The organism is Mycobacterium sp. AMU20-3851 (assembly GCF_043974665.1).
In the GTDB taxonomy this organism is placed as follows: Bacteria; Actinomycetota; Actinomycetes; order Mycobacteriales; family Mycobacteriaceae; genus Mycobacterium.
On sequence record NZ_CP146371.1, the window covers coordinates 5,341,691 to 5,360,988 of the forward strand.

Here is a 19,298-nt window from a genome sequence, read left to right on the forward strand (position 1 = left end):
GCTGATGTCTACGCGCCAGCTATTGCGCATCACCACCGCGGGTTCCGTCGACGACGGTAAGAGCACCCTGATCGGCCGTCTGCTGCACGACACCGACAGCCTGCCGTTGGATCACCTCGAAGCCGTCACCGACGCCGACGGGGTGGCCGATCTGGCCGCGCTGTCCGACGGTCTGCGCGCCGAACGCGAACAGGGCATCACCATCGATGTGGCCTACCGGTTCTTCTCCACCGAGACCCGCAGCTACATCCTGGCCGACACCCCGGGACACGAGCGCTACACCCGCAACATGTTCACCGGTGCCTCCAACGCCCATGTGGCGATCCTGCTCGTCGACGCCCGCGCCGGTGTGCTGCGCCAGACCCGCCGGCACGCACGGATCGCGAAGTTGTTGGGTATCAAGCACTTCGTGGCGGCGGTCAACAAGATCGACCTGGTGGACTTCGACGAGGGACGCTTCGCCGAGGTGCAGGCCGAGCTGCAACAGGTGGCCGACCGGCTCGGTTTCGCCGCATCGCAGGCGGAGCTGACCGTCATCCCGATTGCCGCCAAGCTCGGCGACAACGTGGTGCACCGCTCATCCGAAACCCCATGGTATTCCGGGCCGACCCTGCTGGAATACCTGGAAGCAGTGGAGCTTTCGGCGCCGCATCCGGATCCGGCCAATCTGCGTCTGCCGGTGCAGTGGGTGTCCCGGCCGACCGCCGAGCAGCGCCGCCGCTACACCGGCCGGCTGTCGGCGGGCACGTTGATGGTCGGCGACCCGGTGATCAGCCTTCCCGCCGGAACCCGGTCGGTGGTCACCGTGCTGGACACTCTCGACGACGGGCGCAGCACCGCGGTGGCGCCGCTGTCGGTGTCGATCGAGCTGGCCGACGACATCGACGTGGGCCGTGGCGATGTGTTCGTCAGCGCCGCCGACCAGGCCGTGTTGCCGGTGCTCGCCCGCGAACTCGATGCCGCGGTGTGCTGGTTCATCGACGACCCGCTGCGTGCCGGCGACCGACTGGCACTCAAGCAGGGCACCAGCACCGTGCGGGCGACCGTACAGGAACTGCACACCAAACTGGATCCCGAGACCCTGGACGAGGTGGACGGCCCGGTTGAGCTGACGCTCAACGACATCGGGTCGATCACCCTGCGGACGAGTTCGGTGTTGGTCGCCGACCCGTACGCCGACAACCGGGACAGCGGCGCGTTCATTCTGATCGACGAGGTGTCCAATGACACGGTCGGCGCCGGGATCATCCTGGAACCGCGGGAGGTCAAGCCCAGCGGGCACAACCGCTCCGACATCAAGTGGCACCCGTCCTCGTTGGACCGCGAATACCGTTGGTCCAAAACCGGTCAGCGCGGGGCGACCATCTGGTTCACCGGTCTGCCGGCATCGGGCAAGTCGACGTTGGCCGTCGCGGTGGAGCGCGCTCTGGTGGAATCCGGGAAGGTGGCCTATCTGCTCGACGGCGACAACCTGCGGCACGGCCTGTCCGACGATCTGGGGTTCTCCGCCGGCGACCGGGCGGAGAACATCCGCCGGGTCGGGCATCTGACCCGGTTGCTCGCCGATTCGGGCGTGATCGCGCTGGCCTCGCTGGTGTCCCCGCTGCGCTCGGACCGGGAGCTGGCCCGCGCCCTCAACGACGCCGCCAAGCTGCCGTTCCTGGAGGTGCACGTCGCCACCCCGGTCGCCGAATGCGAGCGCCGCGATCCCAAGGGCCTCTATGCCCGGGCCCGCGCGGGTGAACTGAAGGGTCTGACCGGGATCGATGCGCCGTACGAGGCACCGGAGAACCCGGATCTGGTGGTGGACACCACCGGGGCCGATATCGATGCGTTGGTCGCGCAGGTCATCGCCCTCCTCGAAACCAGGTGATCTGGGGCGTCTCAACCCGTCATCGTGGCGGCTGAGACGCCACAAATCACCGGACCCGCGCCACCACGAACACCCGGCGGAACGGGAACAGGGTGTGTCCGTCGGGGCGCCGCGGGTAAGCCTGCGCCAGCAGCGGGACGATCGCTTCGCGGTACTGCTGCCAGGCGGGTTCGGTCAGGCGCTCCTGCACCTGGGTCAGCGCGGTCCCGGTGATCCAGTCCAGGACCGGTGTCTCACCCGACAGTTCGTGCACGTAGGTGGTTTCCCAGGCGTCCACCACACAACCGGCGTCGGTGAGCAGTCCGGCGTACTCGACGGGTGTGCCGACCACGTCGGCGTCGCGCCACGGCATATCGCGTAGCGCATCGGAGAACGGTGCACGCCGGGCCACCTCTCGGATCGCCGCGTGCGAGGGCGCGTCGAAGTTGCCGGGCACCTGGAAGGCGATCCACGCGCCGGACCCCAGCTGCCCGGCCCAGCGCACCAGCAGTTCGCGGTGCTCGGGCACCCACTGCAGCGCGGCGTTGGAGATCACCACATCGGTATCCGGTTCGGGAACCCAGTCGGCGATCCCGCCGAGGCGGGCGTCCACGCCGCGCCCGGTGGCCGCCGCGACCATCTCCGCCGAGGAGTCCCAGCCCTGCACCCGCGCGTCGGGCCAGCGGACGTTCAGCGTCTCGGTGAGGTTGCCCGGCCCACACCCCAGATCTGCCACCCGCCGCGGTGCTTCCGCGGCGATCCGGTTCACCAGATCGAAGAACGGTCGGCCACGGTGATCAGCGAAGGCGAGGTAGACGTCCGGATTCCACATACCCTGAGATTCTGCTCCCCCGGCCCGGGTGCCATCATCGAGTCGATGGACGAACCCGAGTCGGTCCGCCAGCTCTGGCGGGCCCTGGACCTGCCCGGCATCGTCGACGTGCACACCCACTTCATGCCGAAGAACGTGATGGACAAGGTCTGGCGCTACTTCGACGAGGCGGGCCCGCTGATCGGACGCCCCTGGCCGATCACCTACCGCAGCGATGAGCAGGACCGGTTGCGCACCCTGCGTTCCTTCGGGGTGCTGGCGTTCACCTCGCTGATCTACCCGCACAAACCCGATATGGCGGCCTGGCTGAACCAGTGGGCCGCCGGATTCGCCGCCGACACCCCGGACTGTCTGCACACCGCGACGTTCTTTCCCGAGCCGGGCGCCGCGCAGTACGTCACCGCCGCGCTGGAGTCCGGCGCGCGGGTGTTCAAGGCGCATGTCCAGGTGGGCGGCTACCACCCGGCCGATCCGTTGCTCGATGACGTCTGGGGCGTGCTGGCGGACGCCGGCACGCCCATCATCATCCACTGTGGTTCCGGACCCGCCCCCGGCACGTACACCGGCCCGGAGCCGATCCGCCGGGTGCTGACCGAGCACCCGCGGCTGCGTCTGGTGATCGCCCATATGGGCGGCCCCGAGTACGGCGAGTTCCTGGATCTCTGCGAGGATTTCGAGCAGTGTCATCTGGACACCACGATGGCGTTCACCGCCTTCATGGAGGAGAAGATGCCGTTCCCGGCCGACGACTACGGCCGGTTGCCGGACATGGGTGAACGCATCCTGTTCGGCAGCGACTTCCCCAACATCCCGTACGGCTATACGCACGCCATGTCGGTGCTCACCGACCTTCCCGGTGTCGACGACGACTGGCTGCGGAATGTGTTTTATGCCAACGGGGTACGGCTGTTCGGGCTACCATCTCCCGAGCCGCCCCGGTGAGAAAGGCCCTCGACGTGACCGAACCGTCCGAACCCGTCGACCCGCCGATCCCTGTCCCGAACGTTCCCGGTGCGGACGCCACCGCCCGCGGGTTGCCGCGCCGCATGGACCTGACCAGGCAGCAGCGCCTGGTGGTCGACGCGTCGGCCGTCGCCGATCTCGGATTGCGCACCACCATCGCCGGCATCGTCGGCGCCGCCATGCTGCCGCGACTTGCCATGGCCGCCCTGCGACCCGACCTCGCCCACGATGAGGACGCGGCACTGGATTTCTACATCGACCTTGCCGCGCAGCATGATCCGCAGCTCTCGTTTCCCGCGCCCACCGCACCGCCGCGGGTGTCCACCCGCCCCGCCAACCCGGTGGCGTCCTGGATCGCGCACGGAGCGGTACACAACATCCGCTTCGCCAGCAGCTTCCAGGCGGTCAATCCCGCGCTGCGCGAGCAGCGCAGCGCCTACGCGCGCAACAACGTGGTGCACGCACAGCACTGGGTGCACAGCGACGGACCGCGGCCCACGCTGTGCCTGATCCACGGCTTCATGGGGTCGGCGTACCTGTTCAACGGTCTGTTCTTCGCACTGCCGTGGTTCTTCCGCTCCGGGTACGACATCATGCTCTACACGCTGCCGTTCCACGGTCGGCGTGCGGAGGCGAACTCCCCGTACAGCGGGTACGGCTACTTCGCCGACGGGATGGCCGGGTTCGCCGAGGCGATGGCCCAGGCGGTGCACGACTTCCGTTCGGTGATCGACTATCTGGAGTCCACCGGCGTCGACCGGATCGCGCTCACCGGGATGTCGCTGGGTGGATACACTTCCGCGCTGATCGCCTCGGTGGACGACCGGATCCAGGCCGTCATCCCCAACGTCCCGGTGGTGACGCCCGAAGCGGCGTTCGACGATTGGTTCCCGGCCAATATGCTGGTCCGACTGGGTAACCGGCTGACCCAGGTGGACAAGTCGAAATCGGACGCTGCCACCATGTTCCATTCACCGCTGAACTACGCGCCGCTGGTACCCAGGGACCGCCGACTGATCATCGCCGGGCTGGGAGACAAGCTGGCACCGCCGCAGCAGGCCGAGATCCTGTGGCGCCACTGGGATCGCTGCGCGTTCCACTGGTTCCCGGGCAACCACGTGCTGCACGTCAGCCAGCCGGACTACCTGCGCAGGATGACCCGCTTCCTGCAGCCGTTCATGTTCTGACGGCGGAACCGGCCGGCCAGCGCAACTGCTCGACGACGCTCCCCGCGGGCTCGTGGCCGGGTAGCCGCTGCGAAGACCGCGGATCCAGGCTGTCCAGCACCTGGCGCTGGCGCCCACCGAGAGTGAGCAGGCCGGCAACCGGGGAACCCGCGCCGGGTTGCTCCGCCGAGCGCACCGCGGCGGCCCCGGTCACCGTTTCAGGACCGAATTCGACCGCCGTCCAAATCTCATCGGAGGGGAGCGCCCACACCGCGTCCAGGGCCGCCGGCAGGGATCCCGCCGGTATCCGATACGCCGTGAGGAATCCCGACTCATCGCCGAGCGCACGCCAAGTCTCCTTGGCCTGGCTGGAGACCGGACGCGGAACGACCTCGAGCACCGAGACCGTCCACCCGCTCTCGCGCAGATGGTCGGCCAGCCGGCGGCCCATGACGTCAGCGGTTTCACGCAGCGGGATCCGGGACGAACGGGCTTGCAGCGCTTGCAGATTCTGCGCGGCATCCAGGGTCAGCGACACCCAGGTCCGGCGTTCGCCGGCCCGATCACGACTGGTGATGCGGACCTTGTCGCAGCGCAGTCCGTACCGCGCGGCGTAGCCGGCGATCAGCGCCACCGGCAACTCGTCGGCGGCCGACTCCTCGATGCGCAACACCACCGTGGCGGTGTCGGCCGGCTCCGGCGCAGGTTCGGCGCCGGCGCGGTTACCGCGCCAGATCGACCACCGGCGGGCCAGCTTGGTGGTGGCGAAATCCCCACCCCACCAGGCGAACAACACGATCACCACGGCGACCGCGACACCGAGAACCCAGCGCTGGGTCGTCGTCTCGTACGGGTAGGCCATGGCGGCGGGAACGATGAACAGCAGCGCCAGGGCGAGTCGGGCCGTCATGCGGCTTTGTCCTTCCGTCGATGTGCGGCGATCGCAGCGGTCACGATGGCGGCCAGCGCAAGCATGCCGGCGCCGATGTATGCGACAAGCCGCGCAGTGAGATCCTCGTGCGGTGGTTCTGATGGTGCCGCAACGGGTTTGGAGGTTTCTGCGGGTTTACCCGGGCCGGGTACGTCCCAGGTCAGCGCGGCCACCGGGTCGATGGTCCCGGCACCGACCAGAGAGGACGGCGAACGGTCCGCACCGCGTGCGGTGCTGGTGAGGCGGCGCACCACCTGCTCGGCGCTCAGTTCGGGGAAACGGCTGCGCACCAGCGCGGCGACACCGGATACGTAGGCGGCCGCGTAACTGGTCCCGCTCACCGGCGCCAACTCGCCCTTCTCGTTGGGCTGACCGTTGGCCAGTCCCCCGTCGGGACCATTGCTCACCGAGGTGATGTTCTCGCCGGGCGCTGCCAGGCCCAGCCATGGCCCGGACATGCTGAACGATGCGGGCCGGCCGGCCGGGTCCAGTGCGCCCACCGACAGCACGTAGGGCTGCCACCACGACGGTGTCGACACCGAGGTCACACCCGCCCAGTTTCGCGGGTCGTCGGGACGCGCCGGGTCGGTCAACGGGTTGGCGGCGCAGGCGGTTCCGCCGGCGATCCCGCCCCCGGTGTTCCCGGCGGCGGCCACGATGACGACGTCCTTCTCGACGGCCGCATAGCGCAGTGCCGCGCCGAGTGCGCTCTGGTCGATCGTCGCATTCGCCGGAACGCAGGCCACCGAGGAGATGTTGATGATCCGGGCGCCCAGATCGGCGGCGCGGACCACGGCACGGGCCAGGGTGGCGATGTCGTTGCTGGCCTCGACGATCACCGGATCCTGGCCCGGCTGATTCGGCGAGCCCGCCGGGGAATATCGAGCCGAGGTCTGCCGGATGGACAGCAGCCGCGCCCCCGGTGCGACACCGGAGAAGCCGTCAGCACCGGGCTGGCCGGCGATGACACCGGCGACCATGGTGCCGTGTCCGTCGCAGTCGGTGAGCCCGTCGGAACCGGCGACGAAATCTCCGCCGGCGTCGACGTTGGGCAGTCGCGGCCCGGGCTGCACACCGGTGTCGATCACCGCGACGGTCTGACCGTCCCCGCGGCTGTGCCGCCAGGCCTCCGCCAGGTCCAGCGTCAGCTGATTCGGGCCGACCGCACCGGGATCGGTGCCCGGGATGACGCCGGTCACCGTGCAGGCGCCGCGCTGCACCATGGGCTGTACCGGTCCGGCGGCGCCCGACGGCGGCGCGGTACCGGCGTCCACCTCCGGTGGCGGGATGGCGCCGGCGGCCGGACTGGCGATCAGCGCCGCCGCGGCAATCGCTGCCGCAGCGGCGGTTCCGCGGCGGGAACGAATCATCGGTTGAGCACCCACTCGAACAGGCCGACCAGGTACACCGCGATCGGGATGATCGAGGCGTCGACAGCGGAGCTGGCGAAACCGAACAGGCGCCGGGCCGGCAGCGAGTAGGTCTCCGGCGAGGCGATGCGCGGGTTGAGTGCCACCACGATCCAGACGGCGGCCACGACCACCAGAGCGGCCAGCGCCCACCATGCCGCGGTGTAGCGGTCGGCGAGGGCGAAGACCACCAGCAGCGCGGCGGGCAGCAGGAAGGACTGGCTCAGCAGCCACGTCTTGCACGGGGTGGAATCCCACACGCGCGCACGCAACGTGGCGCCAAGCGCCGCGGCGACGACGAGCACCCAGGCCCACGGCGAGGCACCCGAACCGCCGACGAGGATGACCGAACCGGCGACCGACAACAGCACGCCCGCGGCCAGGAACCCGGTCTGGTGCGCGTCGGTGACACGGATGCGCCGGGGCAGGTCCTCCAGCACGCGCAGCGGCTGCGCGGACGGCGTCGGGTCGCCCGGGGCGGGGATCACCGGGACGGGTAGCCGCGCCCACAGCGCGGAGAGCCGCGCGGCCTGCACGGTCACCAGCAGAGCGAACACCATGAGACCGGTGCCGGTGCGGACGTCGGTCATGTCCCAGATGGTGGCCAGCACCGCGAACAGCAGTACGCCGAGCCCGATCACCGTCGTCGCGGTGAAGGTGGAGATGGCGCGTTCGAAGACGATGATGCTGATCACCGACCAGGCTGCGACACCCGCGGCGGCGAGCAGAATCTGCGCGGCACCGAACTCGCCGGGTACGGCGAGCGCGAAGGCCGCGGTGACCGGCGCCAGCGCGGTGAGTGCCAGTGCGGTGCCGAACCCGGGGAACCGGGCCCGGGTGGCGAAGGCCGCGACCACGGTGGCCGCGGCGAGCCCGGCGACGGTGAACAGTCCCGCGGCGTGACCGGTGGCGAAGCGCACGGCGGTGGCCAGTGCGGTGCCGAGCAGGATCAACGCGATGACCGCGACGGCGGCGGCGCGCTGGATCTGGGCCGGGCCCCATGGATTTTCCCGGGCCTCGGAGAAGATGACCGCGGCGTCGGCGATGTCCTCGATGATGCGCGGCGCAGGCGGACCGGTCGGGATGGCCTGCAGCGCCAGAAGATCCCCGTCCACCACGCCGACTGTGTCCAGCGTCGCGTCCAGGCTGAACGGTGCACCACCGATGGGTGCGAGGCTGAGCCGGGACGGCACGGAGGTGCCGTCGGCGGTGTCGGCGGTCGGCAGCACGGTGCGCTGCACCGCCGGGATGATCTCGCGCAGCGGCAGTTCGGCCGGCAGCGCCATCTCGGTGAGTCGCCCGCCGGGGCCGTCCCCGCCGGCGAGTACGGCCACCCGCACGATCGGCATCACAGTGTTGTCGGGCATCGGTCTTCCGTTCTCTGGTCGAAATCTCGGTTCTGCGCCGACGGAAACCACGATCCGTGCGGCAGTGTTGCGATGAGTCTGTCGGTGGCTGCGGCGATGGCCGCCGCGGTGCCGGGTGCGAACGTGGACACCCATTCGCCGTCGAAGGCTTTCGACGGGCTCACCAGGATGCGGCCGGCGTCGCAGTCCACGACGCTGACGCCGACCTCGGTGCTGATCCGGTGGCCGTCCCGGTGCTCGCCCGCAACGATCTCCACGTAGCTGCGCCGTCCGGTGAACACCGCCTCCACGACGGGCCGCGCGGACGCCGGAATACCGAGGTACTCAAGCACTTCGGTCATGTCGGCACCATTCCGCAGCTTCTCGTCGGCGCGCGCACCGGCTCGTACCGGTACGCTGAATTCATCGAAGGTCGCCGGCCTCCGGCCGTCCAGGCCGGCCACGAGCACCGGCGCCAGGTCGTTCGGGTGCAGCAGCTCCATCGCGGTGAACGTCACCAGTCCGCCACTGCGCAGGGCCACCACCGAGGTGTCATCGGAGCGCGCGACGAGGCCGCGGAGCATGTCGCCGTGCCCGCCCACGATTCGGAGTTCGAGCCACTGCAGCGCGCGGCAGGTCTGCTGAATCCACTGGGTGACAGCGGAGTTGATGACCCCGCCGCTCGACATCACTCCCAGCTCGGTCAGTTCGGCGGCGCGCTCGGCCGCGAACTGTCCGGCGGCTGCGGGCTCGCTGTAGGGCGGCGTGATCGCCAGCACCCACGGGAACGAGCCGCAGCCGGCCTCCTCTGCGATGAACCAGGCCTGCTCGACGGTCAGCTCGACCGCATTAGCAGCCATCTATCCCCATTTGGCGCCTTCTGCCCGGTCCCGGGCGTTCATCGACATGGTGTTGGTCTCGTGCGTGCTGGCCATCGCCTGATAGGCGCGCACCAGTTCGGTCATGCTGGCGTTCCACTGCGCCTGCCATGCCTGGTAGGTCATCCCGGTATCGCCCTGCCAGGCCCCGGACAGCGCGGCCTGCTCGGCAGCGATATCGGCGCCGACGGCGTTCAAAGCTCCTGCGAACCCGTTCATCTCGGCTGACAGCGCCAGCATGGCCGGGTAGTTGTACATGATCTGCGACATGTGAGTTCTCCTGGTCCGGTGTGGCGTTATCAGATCGCGGTGTAGTTGCTGGCGGCTGCCGCGTCCTGCGCGACATAGGTGCCCGCGGCATCGCCGAGGTTGACCTGGGCGATGTCGAGCAGCGCGTTGACGCGGGCCGACACCTCGATGAAGCGGGCGTGGGCGGCCTGGAAGGCGGCCGAGGACTCGCCCATGTGGAAGGCCTGCGAAGCCTGGGCGGCCGACTCGGCCTGGGCGAGGGTGCTGCGCATCAGCGCGGTCTTGGCGGCGAATGCCGACTCCGAGGCGATCAGCTGGGGGATGTGCGCGTCGAGCATGCTCATGGCGTTTCCTTTCGGATCAATCTGTGGTTGTTCGAGGTGGTCTGGAATTTCCGGGGTGCGCTCAGCGGTGCTTTCCCCCCTCCGGTGCCGACGGATCGTCGGGCTGCCAGGAACCCGGCAGCATCGGGTTGGTGGGCCCGTTGCCGAACGAGTCCCCGGCCAGCTCGGTGATGCCGGCCGCCTCCACCGTGTCCTTGCCGACGGTGCCGGTGAAGCCCATCGGCCCCGCGCCTCGTTCGCTCGCCTTGACCGTCGGTTCCGGGCGCGGCGCGGTGGGCGGTTCGGGATCCTCGTCGTAGTCCATGTATTCGTCGGCGTAGGCGCGGTCCTTGATCTCGCCGCCCTTCTTGCGGCGGCGCTTACGGCGCTCGGCCGCCGACAGTGCCGCCGCCGAGGCGACGGCCGCCGAGGAACCCGATGCGGGCGCCTTGGCCGACGTGCCGTCCCGCACGGTCGGGCTGAAACCGCCACCCGGGTGTCCCCCGTAGACGGCGTACGCCATGGCCGGGGCCGCGGCCGCCGGCGCGGCGGCGGGAGCGGTGGCCGGGGCCGAAGCGGGTGTGCCGGCTGCGGGAGCCGCGGCGGTGGGTGTGCCGGCCGGGGCGATGCTCGCCACCGGGAGGTTCGGTTCGGCGCGCTGCGCGGCGGCCGGAGCCTCACCGAGGTCGATGGGCGGGAGGTCGTCGAACTTCGGCAGCAGGGCGAGGAAACCGAGCGCGGCCAGGCCGATGCCGAGCAGCGGCACCAGGAACGGCGAGAGCGCCACACCGATCCAGGTGCCCCAGCCGACCGGCTGGAAGAAGGCCTGATAGGCCACGCCGAACAGGAACGGGCCCCAGGTGGTGAGGAATCCCGCCGGGTTGGTCAGCAGGTCGACCATCATCTGCCGCAGCGTGCCGAACGGGTCCAGGATGAAGCGGGCCACGTACTCCCCGCCGATCATGCTGGGATTGTCGAAATAGCTTGCGATCGCGCGGATGATCGGGTTCTGCGACCACCAGTCCGGGGTGCTCAACGCCTGCGCCGAGATTGCGCCTTGAGCCTGCGCCGACAGTTGCATCAGGCTCGCCGTCGCCGCTCCGGCCTCCCCTGCCCCCGGCGCCAACAGCATCGGCGCGGGCACGCTGGCCGGCGTGGCGGCGACCGCGGCGCCCGACACCGCCTGGTAGGTGGTCATGGTGGTCGCGGCCTGAATCCACATCCGGACGTAGTCGGCCTCGTTGACCGCGATCGGAATCGTGTTGATACCGAAGAAGTTGGTGGCCAGCAGCACCCCGTGCAGGGTGTGGTTGGCGGCCAGCTCGGCCAGCGTCGGCATCATCGCCAGCGCGGTGCTGTATGCGGCGGCCGCAGTTTCGTGCTGGGCCGCGACGGCTGCGCTGTTCGCGCTCTGCTGCGCCAGCCAGGCCAGGTACGGCACGTGCGCGGCGGTGTACTGCAGCGAGCTGGGGCCTTCCCAGGAGCCGGCCTGCACGGCACCGAGGACACTGGTGAGTTCGGCAGCCGCAGCCGAGTATTCGACGCTCAACGACTGCCAGGCCCCGGCGGCGGCGAGCAGCGACCCGGGACCCGGACCGCTGGAGAGCAGCGCCGAATGGACCTCGGGTGGGAGCGCCATCCAGACCGGGGCGGTCACCTCAGCCGCCCTGGATGATCATGTACGAGGAGGCCGCCGACGCGTCACCGGCGGCATAACTGGCGCCGGTCTGCGCGACACCCATGCCCGAGCGACCGAGTTCCTCGACCCCCTGCGCGGCAATCGCCGAGTGCGCGACGCCATGGGCACTGAACCCGGCGGCGGTCTGCAGCGACACCGGGTCGGCGGCCGGTGGCACCACCATGTTGACCACCGGCGCGGCAGCGGCATGCGCCGCGGCGAGTCGCGCGGTCAGCGCCTCGACCGCCGAGCCGGCGGCGGCCAATCCTTCGGGAACGACACGCAGAGTCATCAGCTGTATTCCTTTCCGTTCGTACTGACCGGTGAAACACCCTCGGGAACGAGCGGATTCACCAACTGGACGTAGGTCGCTTCTTCGCTGTCGCCGAGCAGCATCGCCCGGCCGGCCGGCAGCCTGCTGAATCGCACGCCCCGCAGCTTGCCCCCGTCGGCGGGACTGCCCGACAACATCACGGTAGTCGCCTGGAGGTCATTGAGGCGGCGTAGCAGCGGCGCGGTCATCACCGCGTGCGCCGATCCACTGGCCCGGGCGGTGACGATGACCCGCAGACCGAGGTCTCCGGCCTCGGCCAGCAGGCCGAGCAGCGGGGTCCACGGCCGTTGCCCGGCATACGGTCCGCTGATCGCGGGGCCGTCCGGGATCTGGTCGACGTCGTCGATGATGAGGTAGTGCGTCTGACCCTCAAAGGTCCAGCGCCGCAGGTCTTCGGCCGACAGGCCGGCCGGCGGGCGGCGTTTCTCGATGAGCGCGGACAGTCCCAGCATCGCCGGGGTGACCCGGTCGACGTTCGGGGTGTACTCGTTGTCCGGGAACAACGGCTCCTCGACCAGGTGCAGACGCCGGTCGATGACCGTGAACGCGACCTGCTCGGGGGTGGAGTTGTCCCGGATGCTTCGGATCAGGTGACGCAGCAGGGTGGTCTTGCCAGACCTGTTGTCGCCGAACACCATCATCAGCGGGTTGCGGGCGAAGTCGATCGCCACCGGACGCAGGTCTTCCTCGCGCTGGCCGATGACCACCTGCTCCGGTCCCACGTAGACCTTGCCGACGGCGGCGGGCGAGAGCTGGGTGGGCAGCAACCGAACCGCCGGGGCGTGCCGGCCGGCGTGCCGGGAGTTCAGCACCGCGATATCGCGCAGGTCCGGCGCGGCGAACAGGAAGTGCTCGGCGGCCATCGTCAGGCCGCGGCCCGGCTGATCGGTGGGCACCGCATCGGCCGGACGGGTCAGCGCACCCACGACCCGGACATTGCTGTCATGGGAGTCGTTGAGCTTGAGCTCAAGTCGTAGTCCGAGACCGTCCCGCATGGCCAGCGGCACCTCCAGCCAGTTCGGCGCGGTGATGACGACGTGGATGCCGTACGACAGCCCGGCGTTGACCAGTTCGGTGACCCTGGCCAGCAACGGATTGCGGGTGTTGAAGGTGTCGATGTTGTCCCGGCTGAACGCGTACAGGTTGTCGATCACCAGGAAGACTTCGCCGTATCCGTCCTCATAGCTGCCCGTACCGGTGCGTGCCCCGCGTTCCTGACGCGCGCGCAGCAGCTGTTCGAGTTCGGCGAAGGTACGCCGGATCAGTTCGGGCTCCAGCGGAGTCGCGACGGCGCCGACGTGGGCCAGATCCTCCAGCGCACGCAGCTGTCCGCCGCCATAGTCCAGGCAATAGAAGCTCACGTCGCCGGGTGCGTGCAGCGCCGCAGCCGACAGTACGAAGGTCTGCAGCGCGGTGGACTTGCCGGACTTGGGACCGCCGTGGATGAGCAGGTTGCCCGCGGCGGTGCCGGCGTCGAACACCAGTGCGTCGCGGCGCATCTCGAATGGCTTGTCGATCTCGCCGAGCGGCCAGCGCCATTGCCGTTCACCGATATCGGTGCGCGCCAGCAGATCGGCCAGCGGGATGGCCTCGTCCAGCGGGGGCAGCCACAGCTGCGGCGCCCGCGGGCCGTAGTTGGCCAACTGGTCGCCGATGGTGGCGATCAGCTTGCGCGGCACCGGGACGTCCTCGACCTCGCCGGTGACGATGACGGTGTCCGGCGCCGGCTCCACCCAGCCCGCGGTGAAGACCTGCGGTTCGGGCACCGAGTGCACCACCACCGACTGCGCCGCGCGCGGCGGGTCGTAGATGCCGTCGACGTAGGTGCTGCGGAACTTGATCGGGTCCGCACCCGGTGCGGGCACCAGGAAGCCCTCACCCTTGTGCTCACGGCCGGATTCGATCTGGAAGGCGTCCTCGGTGCCGATGATCTGGCGGCTGATCGACGGGCTGGCCACCTTCAGACCGATGCGGTAGGAGGTGTTCTTGTCGATGTCCTTGATCCGGCCGACGTCCAGGGTCTGCGACGCGAACAGGATGTGGATGCGGAAGGAGCGCCCCTTGCGGGCGACGTAGTCGAACAGCTCCGCGTATTCGGGATGCTCGGCCAGCATCAGGGTGAATTCGTCGGCCACCACGAACAGCGTCGGGATCGGCGGCAGGTCGTGGCCCGCCGCGATCGCTGCTTCGTACTCGGTCACCGAGTTGAAAGCGCTGCCCTGCACGGTGCGGCCGGTCTCTTTGAGCAGTTGTTCACGCCGGGCCACCTCACCGCGCAGCGTGTCGGCGAAACGATCCGCCAGCGAACGCTTTTCGGCCATGTTGGAGATGACCGCGACGACCTGGGGGAAATGCCGGAAGATATCGGCGCCCGCCTCGCCCTTGAAGTCGGCGTAGATGACGATCAGCCGATCGGCCGAATGCGTCGTCAGCAGCGACAACAGGATGGACATCAGGGTCTGGGACTTGCCCGAGCCGGTCATACCGATCATCAGCCCGTGCGGGCCCATACCGCCCTCGGCCTCGTCCTTGAGGTCGAAGATCAGCGGGTCTCCGGTGGCGGTGACACCGATGGGCACCCGCAGTTCCTCGTCGCGATGCCGCGGCGCCCACAACGCGGCGACGTCGAGCGCCGAGGCGTCCTGGATGCCGAACAGGGTGGTGAACGTGCTGGCTCCGGTGGCCGCCGTGCGGGCCTGCTCCGGGTTGGTGTCCCAGCGCGCCAGCCGGCGCGCCAGGTGCGCGGCCTGGGCACCGGACGACGTGTCCGCCGAGGCCACGTAGAGCTGCCAGCCCCCACTCTGCCAGCGCTCGATACGGCCGTCGGCGATCTTCAGGATCGGCCGTTCGGGGTCGGAATACTGCTCGCGGTGCGGCTCTTTCGTGGACCGGTGCACGACGGTGACGCCGGCCAGACCGTGCCGTCCGGCGATCGCATCGGGATCGGCGTCCGGATCGTCCAGCAGCACCAGCAGATGCTTGTTCGCGGTCGGCGCCGTACCGGTGAAGGCGTCGCGCTCGTCCAGCGCCGGCGCCAGCAGACCGCGCAGTCCGTCGGTGGTGGTCGACAGGTACCGGGCCGGGCCCACCCCGTCGGTCTTGCCGGGGATGTCGTTGTGCGGCAGCCACTTCAACCACGACCAGTCCGGTGCCTCCAGGTCCGGGGTGGCCAGGGCGACGCCGAGCACCGCGGGATCGTGCCAGGTCACGGCCTGGGAAACCCAGGCGCGCAGAGCATCACGGACTTCGTCGGGCTCGCCGAGCACGGTGATCCGGGAAACCTTGCCCAGATCGATGCCGGTCGGGGCATTGCGGACGGTGCGGTGCACGTCGAGCAGTCCGCGCAGGGTGGTGTGCGCCACCGGTTCCAGGTCGATCTCGTCCGCGGCGTCCTTGACCCGCAGCGCGGTGTTCAGCGGCACGTCGTGCAGACCGGTGCGCACCACCAGGAAGTCGGGGTCTCCCGGGTCGCGTTCCCATTGCCTGCGGGTGCCCGGCACGGCGGCCAGCTGATCCGGTTCGGGATGTGACCACTCCAGCGCGGCACGCTGATCGGCGGCCTGGGCACGGACGTTGTCCCGGACCACCGAGAGGTAGCGGAGGTAATCGGCGCGTTCGGCGTCGACCTCCTCGGTGCGCAGTTTGTTGTCCGACCCGCGGTAGAGCGCGGTCGCGGCCAGTAGCAGGACGAACGGGAAGAACAGCATCGTCGGCGAGATCATCCGCATCCCGGTCGCGAACAGCGCGACGATCATGCCGACGATCAGGATGGCGATCAGGTAGGGCAGCACCCGACGCAGCAGCGAGGGCGGGACCAGGCGGGGCAGCGACGGCGGCGCCTCGATGGTGATGGTGCCCTTGCGGGTTTCCGGCGCCGGAAGCCGGCGGCGGGCCTCGAAGATCAAGCGACTCATCAGTTCTCTCCCTCGGGGCCGGCTGCGGCCACGGGTGCGACGGCGTCATGCGCCACCAGCGCATCGGCCTTGGAAAGGGTGGGACCGGGGGCGAACTGTGCCAGCACCGACCACGGAACAGCCAGCGGCGGCGGGTTCAACCCGAGTGCGGCAACAGATTTGGCGTCATCGGTGGTATCCACCCCGTACCGGACGCCGGTGTCGCTGACCCAGAAGGCCGAACCGGCGGGCGGTGCGCCGGCATCCGAGCCGACGGACTGCACGAAGTAGCCGCTGCCCGGCGGCAGCGCGACCTGATCGGCGGTGGAACCGCCGCCCGCGCCGACCAGGTGCACGGTGCGTTGCCCGTCCGGCAGTGGCAGCGCAGCACCGGACAGCAGGGTCAGCCGGCTCTCGGTGGCGTCGGCGGGCTTGGACCAGTAGGCGCAGGTGACCGGTGCGGGACCGGTTTCGGCCAGGGTGACCTCTTCGGCCGGGTAAGCACCGGTGTCGATTCCACCGACCACCGGGAGCTTGGCCACCTCGTCGGCACCGAGACGCGGCGGCTGTTGCAGCCCATAGGAATTGGAGTTGCGCAGGATGGCGGCCAGCACCGGCGAGATCGGCTGCAGACCGTCCGCGTGCACCGCGAAGTAACGGATGGTGTTGTCTGCCTCGAAGGACGCGACGACCGCTCCGACCGGTGCGGGCACCGGCAGGTCGAAGCGCGGCGGTTCACCTGCGCCCGGCAACGCCGGCGCGACCAGTGCCCCGGACTCCGGGATGGCGTTGAACAGACCGGGGTCGATCACCCGCGGCGCGGGGATGTCGTTGCCCAACCCCAGCGCGGCGGTGACGGCGCGATTGCCCAGGTCGATCGGGCTACGCTTGCCGTCCCACAACAGCCAGGTGCCGGAGTGCACACCGCCGACGTTCTGCACCAGCACGGCACGGTCGGCGGGCAGTGCCGCCGCCCGCTCACCCTGCTGATCGGGTGCCCCCGCGATCAGGGTGACCCCGGTGGTGCTGCCCGTCACGGCATCGCACACCGTCCAGTTGGCATCACGAGAGCTGTTCTGCACCATACGTTCCGGAGCGCCCGGGATGCCGATCAGGTTGCCGCGGGCGAACTTGTCGATCTCGCTGCTCTTGACCGTCGTCGGGTTGTCGGACTGGCCCGCGATCAGCCGGGCCGACGTGAGGTTGAGCGCCGGGTGCACCACGTCACCGATGCGCACGTAGAGCGCCGAGGTGTCGCGGTCGGCCAGGATGGTGGAACTGCCGGCGTCGCCGCCGGGCCGGATGAGCGAGAACACGAAACAACCCGCGACGACCGTCGCCGAGACCAGTGCGCCGACCAGCACCGCGCGGTTCTGGGTGCGCAGCGGATCGACGAGCATCCGGGTGTCGTGCAGTGCCACGCCGGATGCGATGCGCCGCATGACAAATCGCCAACCCGACACCTGGTGCCGGGTGACGAATCCGCGACGGTGCACCACGCGTTCGGGATTGTCGTTCACCGGTGTGCGCGAGGTGAATTCGCGCCGTTCCTCGCCTGTCTCGCTCATGCGCCGGCCTCAGGTGCCGACAGGCCCAGCCCGCGCAGCAGCGGCGCTGCCGAGCGGTTGACGTCGTCAGCGGTGATCGTCATCAGTTCGTCGTCGGTGAAGTCGTCGGAATCGGAGTGGTCCAATCGGTATTCGCGTTCCTCTTCGGAACGCTCGACAAGGTTTCGGACGAATCGGCCGTTACCGGCGATGTCGAGACTGCGTCGCGCCGTGCCGGTGGCGTCCGGGGTGGTGCTGGCGGCCAGGTGGCCGAACAGCTTCTCCATCTCGTCATGCGCGGCGGGTTCGAAGAGGCTGTCCCGCTTCTCGGCCATCCGGGTGGCCATTTCCACGAGTTCCGGTGCGCTGTAGGAGGGGAAGTCGATGCTGCGGGTGAAGCGCGAGCGCAGACCCTCGTTGGTGTCCAGGAAGCGGTCGAGGTCGGCGCGATAGCCGGCGACAATGACGACCAGACGGTCGCGGTCGTTCTCCATCCGGGCCAGCAGGGTGTCGATGGCGACCAGACCGAAGTCGTTCTTGGCCCCGGTGGACACCAGTGCGTAGGCCTCGTCGAGGAACAGCACACCGTCGAGCGCGCTGTCGATGATGGCGTTGGTCTTGGCCTCGGTCTCACCGATGTGCTGGCCGATCAGGTCGGCACGATGCACCTCGCGCACCGTTTCCTTCTTCAAAAGGCCGAGCCCACAGTAGATCTTGGCGACCACGCGGGCGATGGTGGTCTTACCGGTTCCGGGCGGGCCGGCGAACACCAGGTGGTTGGTGCGCTGCGCGACGGCCAGACCGCGCTCCTGGCGCCGGATGGACATGGCCACCGAGCTTTTCAGCCGGGCTACCTGGTACTTGACCTCTTCGAGGCCGATGAACTCGGCGAGTTCGGCTTCGGCCTCGATCAGCAGGTGCGCCTTGCGTTCCTTGGCACCCGGGTCGACGAAGTCGGCCTCCCCCGGTTCGGTCGACGGGTCCCAGGGGTTGCTGCGCGCCTCGATCCGCGCTGCGGTGGTGGTCTCCAGGCCGAACGACTTGTCGGACAATGCTTCTTCGACACCGGCGTGCTCGGGGTTGGCGGCGTAGAGCTCGGCCAGTACGTCGGCCGCCTCGTCGTCCTCACCCTGAGCCCGCAGGCACAGACCCTTGACCAGTCCGCCGTCGACGGCGGCCACCGCGACGGGGCCCGCCGGGTTCTCCAGATACGACAGCGCGGGAGCGAACATGCCCAGGTTTGCCAGGGCGATGGCCAGAGCCACCCGGGCGGCGTGCGCGTAATGCTCGTCGAGCCGGGTGTCGTTGACCACCGGGGTCAGCGTGCGCACCACGTCCGACCAGCGTCGGCTGCGGTGGTAGAGCGCCACCCGGACCCAGCGGGCCTGCAGCCAGGCCGGACGGCGGGACAGTAGTTCCTCGACGATGGCGTCGGCCTCGGCGAACTCGCCGGCATCGGCGAGGGTAGCGGCATAGGCCAGCGCGATGCCGTCCCGGTCGGTGGCACGGAACTGCAGATACAGGCCGGTGTCATAGGTGAAGCCGAGATCCTCGGCACCCAGGTCGATCTCGCGGCTGAGCACGCCGAAGGTGTTCAGCGTGCGCCAGATGGTGGCGATGACGCGGCCGGCGTTCTCGCCGACGCCCGACCCGGCGGCCGCCAGGCCGATCCACGCATCGCACTGCTCACGGGCGATTCGGGTCAGTTCGGTGAAACCCGAGCGGGCCGCGGCCAGATCGGCCGGACGCTGCCGGTCGTTGACCGACAGGCCCAGAGATCGACAGCAGGTCGCGAACCTGTTCACCACGTCGCGGTCGACGCGTGTTCCCGCTACGCCCGACGTGAGCGTCTCACTGACCGTTTCCATATTTCAGTCGCAAAGAAGCGCACGCCCCC

Annotated in this window: 14 protein-coding genes and 1 pseudogene; 3 read left to right on the plus strand and 12 right to left on the minus strand. The window is 69.4% G+C overall.

All coding sequences use genetic code 11. The annotated features are described in order from the left end of the window. The first annotated feature begins 4 nt into the window (after window positions 1–4). Window positions 5–1,873 carry an adenylyl-sulfate kinase gene (cysC, locus tag V4U86_RS25605; protein ID WP_395308654.1) on the plus strand — a complete coding sequence of 623 codons (1,869 nt, stop codon included), beginning with the start codon at window positions 5–7 and terminating at the stop codon, window positions 1,871–1,873. Between the two features lie 46 nt (window positions 1,874–1,919). On the opposite strand, the gene V4U86_RS25610 is transcribed toward cysC, so the two are convergent. After that, entirely contained in the window at window positions 1,920–2,684 is a 765-nt protein-coding gene (locus V4U86_RS25610) for a trans-aconitate 2-methyltransferase (RefSeq protein WP_395308655.1), read from the minus strand. A 33-nt stretch (window positions 2,685–2,717) separates the two neighbouring features. Between V4U86_RS25610 and V4U86_RS25615 the strand changes: the two genes are divergently transcribed. Further along, complete coding sequence (locus tag V4U86_RS25615; protein WP_395312211.1) at window positions 2,718–3,626, plus strand: amidohydrolase family protein; 909 nt, start codon at window positions 2,718–2,720, stop codon at window positions 3,624–3,626. A gap of 14 nt (window positions 3,627–3,640) precedes the next feature. Further along, a complete protein-coding gene (locus V4U86_RS25620) occupies window positions 3,641–4,834 on the plus strand; it encodes an alpha/beta hydrolase family protein (protein WP_395308656.1) in 1,194 nt (397 codons plus the stop codon). Here V4U86_RS25620 and eccE read toward each other — a convergent pair. The 11 genes and pseudogenes from eccE to eccA all read right to left on the minus strand — a co-directional run bounded on the left by eccE (window position 4,824) and on the right by eccA (window position 19,269). Further along, on the minus strand, window positions 4,824–5,723 hold the full coding sequence (eccE, locus tag V4U86_RS25625; RefSeq protein WP_395308657.1) for a type VII secretion protein EccE: 900 nt from the start codon (window positions 5,721–5,723) through the stop codon (window positions 4,824–4,826). The two genes, V4U86_RS25620 and eccE, sit on opposite strands and share 11 nt — an antisense overlap. Beyond that, a complete protein-coding gene (gene mycP, locus V4U86_RS25630; protein WP_395308658.1) occupies window positions 5,720–7,114 on the minus strand; it encodes a type VII secretion-associated serine protease mycosin in 1,395 nt (464 codons plus the stop codon). The genes eccE and mycP overlap by 4 nt, the downstream gene beginning before the upstream one ends. Then, window positions 7,111–8,520: a type VII secretion integral membrane protein EccD gene (eccD, locus tag V4U86_RS25635; RefSeq protein ID WP_395308659.1), complete on the minus strand. Its 1,410-nt coding sequence runs from the start codon at window positions 8,518–8,520 to the stop codon at window positions 7,111–7,113. Before eccD ends, mycP begins: the two co-directional genes overlap by 4 nt. Next, a complete protein-coding gene (locus V4U86_RS25640; protein WP_395308660.1) occupies window positions 8,502–9,359 on the minus strand; it encodes an ESX secretion-associated protein EspG in 858 nt (285 codons plus the stop codon). Before V4U86_RS25640 ends, eccD begins: the two co-directional genes overlap by 19 nt. Beyond that, window positions 9,360–9,647, minus strand: a complete 288-nt coding sequence (locus tag V4U86_RS25645) for a WXG100 family type VII secretion target (RefSeq protein ID WP_057170423.1) — start codon at window positions 9,645–9,647, stop codon at window positions 9,360–9,362. It abuts the gene before it with no gap. 29 nt (window positions 9,648–9,676) lie between these two features. Then, the gene (locus V4U86_RS25650; protein WP_395308661.1) at window positions 9,677–9,970 is read right to left on the minus strand and encodes a type VII secretion protein EsxS; all 294 of its coding nucleotides are present in this window, start codon (window positions 9,968–9,970) and stop codon (window positions 9,677–9,679) included. Window positions 9,971–10,031: 61 nt separating this feature from the next. Continuing rightward, window positions 10,032–11,606: a PPE family protein gene (locus V4U86_RS25655; RefSeq protein WP_395308662.1), complete on the minus strand. Its 1,575-nt coding sequence runs from the start codon at window positions 11,604–11,606 to the stop codon at window positions 10,032–10,034. Between the two features lies 1 nt (window position 11,607). After that, complete coding sequence (locus V4U86_RS25660) at window positions 11,608–11,919, minus strand: PE family protein (protein WP_395312212.1); 312 nt, start codon at window positions 11,917–11,919, stop codon at window positions 11,608–11,610. Next, window positions 11,920–15,875 (minus strand): annotated as a pseudogene (gene eccCa / locus V4U86_RS25665) (type VII secretion protein EccCa); the annotation flags it as partial. Then, window positions 15,875–17,422, minus strand: a complete 1,548-nt coding sequence (eccB, locus tag V4U86_RS25670; protein ID WP_395308663.1) for a type VII secretion protein EccB — start codon at window positions 17,420–17,422, stop codon at window positions 15,875–15,877. The pseudogene eccCa and the gene eccB, both read right to left, overlap by 1 nt. Continuing rightward, a complete protein-coding gene (gene eccA / locus V4U86_RS25675) occupies window positions 17,419–19,269 on the minus strand; it encodes a type VII secretion AAA-ATPase EccA (protein WP_395308664.1) in 1,851 nt (616 codons plus the stop codon). Before eccA ends, eccB begins: the two co-directional genes overlap by 4 nt. Window positions 19,270–19,298: the final 29 nt, after the last annotated feature.

What these genes read in the sequence shown, in the direction of transcription:
- mycP (WP_395308658.1), bottom strand. Translation starts at nt 7,114, where the DNA reads ATGATTCGTTCCCGCCGCGGAACCGCCGCTGCGGCAGCGATTGCCGCG.
- eccA (WP_395308664.1), bottom strand. Translation starts at nt 19,269, where the DNA reads ATGGAAACGGTCAGTGAGACGCTCACGTCGGGCGTAGCGGGAACACGC.
- V4U86_RS25650 (WP_395308661.1), bottom strand. Translation starts at nt 9,970, where the DNA reads ATGAGCATGCTCGACGCGCACATCCCCCAGCTGATCGCCTCGGAGTCG.
- V4U86_RS25645 (WP_057170423.1), bottom strand. Translation starts at nt 9,647, where the DNA reads ATGTCGCAGATCATGTACAACTACCCGGCCATGCTGGCGCTGTCAGCC.
- V4U86_RS25660 (WP_395312212.1), bottom strand. Translation starts at nt 11,919, where the DNA reads ATGACTCTGCGTGTCGTTCCCGAAGGATTGGCCGCCGCCGGCTCGGCG.
- V4U86_RS25610 (WP_395308655.1), bottom strand. Translation starts at nt 2,684, where the DNA reads ATGTGGAATCCGGACGTCTACCTCGCCTTCGCTGATCACCGTGGCCGA.
- eccE (WP_395308657.1), bottom strand. Translation starts at nt 5,723, where the DNA reads ATGACGGCCCGACTCGCCCTGGCGCTGCTGTTCATCGTTCCCGCCGCC.
- eccD (WP_395308659.1), bottom strand. Translation starts at nt 8,520, where the DNA reads ATGCCCGACAACACTGTGATGCCGATCGTGCGGGTGGCCGTACTCGCC.
- V4U86_RS25640 (WP_395308660.1), bottom strand. Translation starts at nt 9,359, where the DNA reads ATGGCTGCTAATGCGGTCGAGCTGACCGTCGAGCAGGCCTGGTTCATC.
- cysC (WP_395308654.1), top strand. Translation starts at nt 5, where the DNA reads ATGTCTACGCGCCAGCTATTGCGCATCACCACCGCGGGTTCCGTCGAC.
- eccB (WP_395308663.1), bottom strand. Translation starts at nt 17,422, where the DNA reads ATGAGCGAGACAGGCGAGGAACGGCGCGAATTCACCTCGCGCACACCG.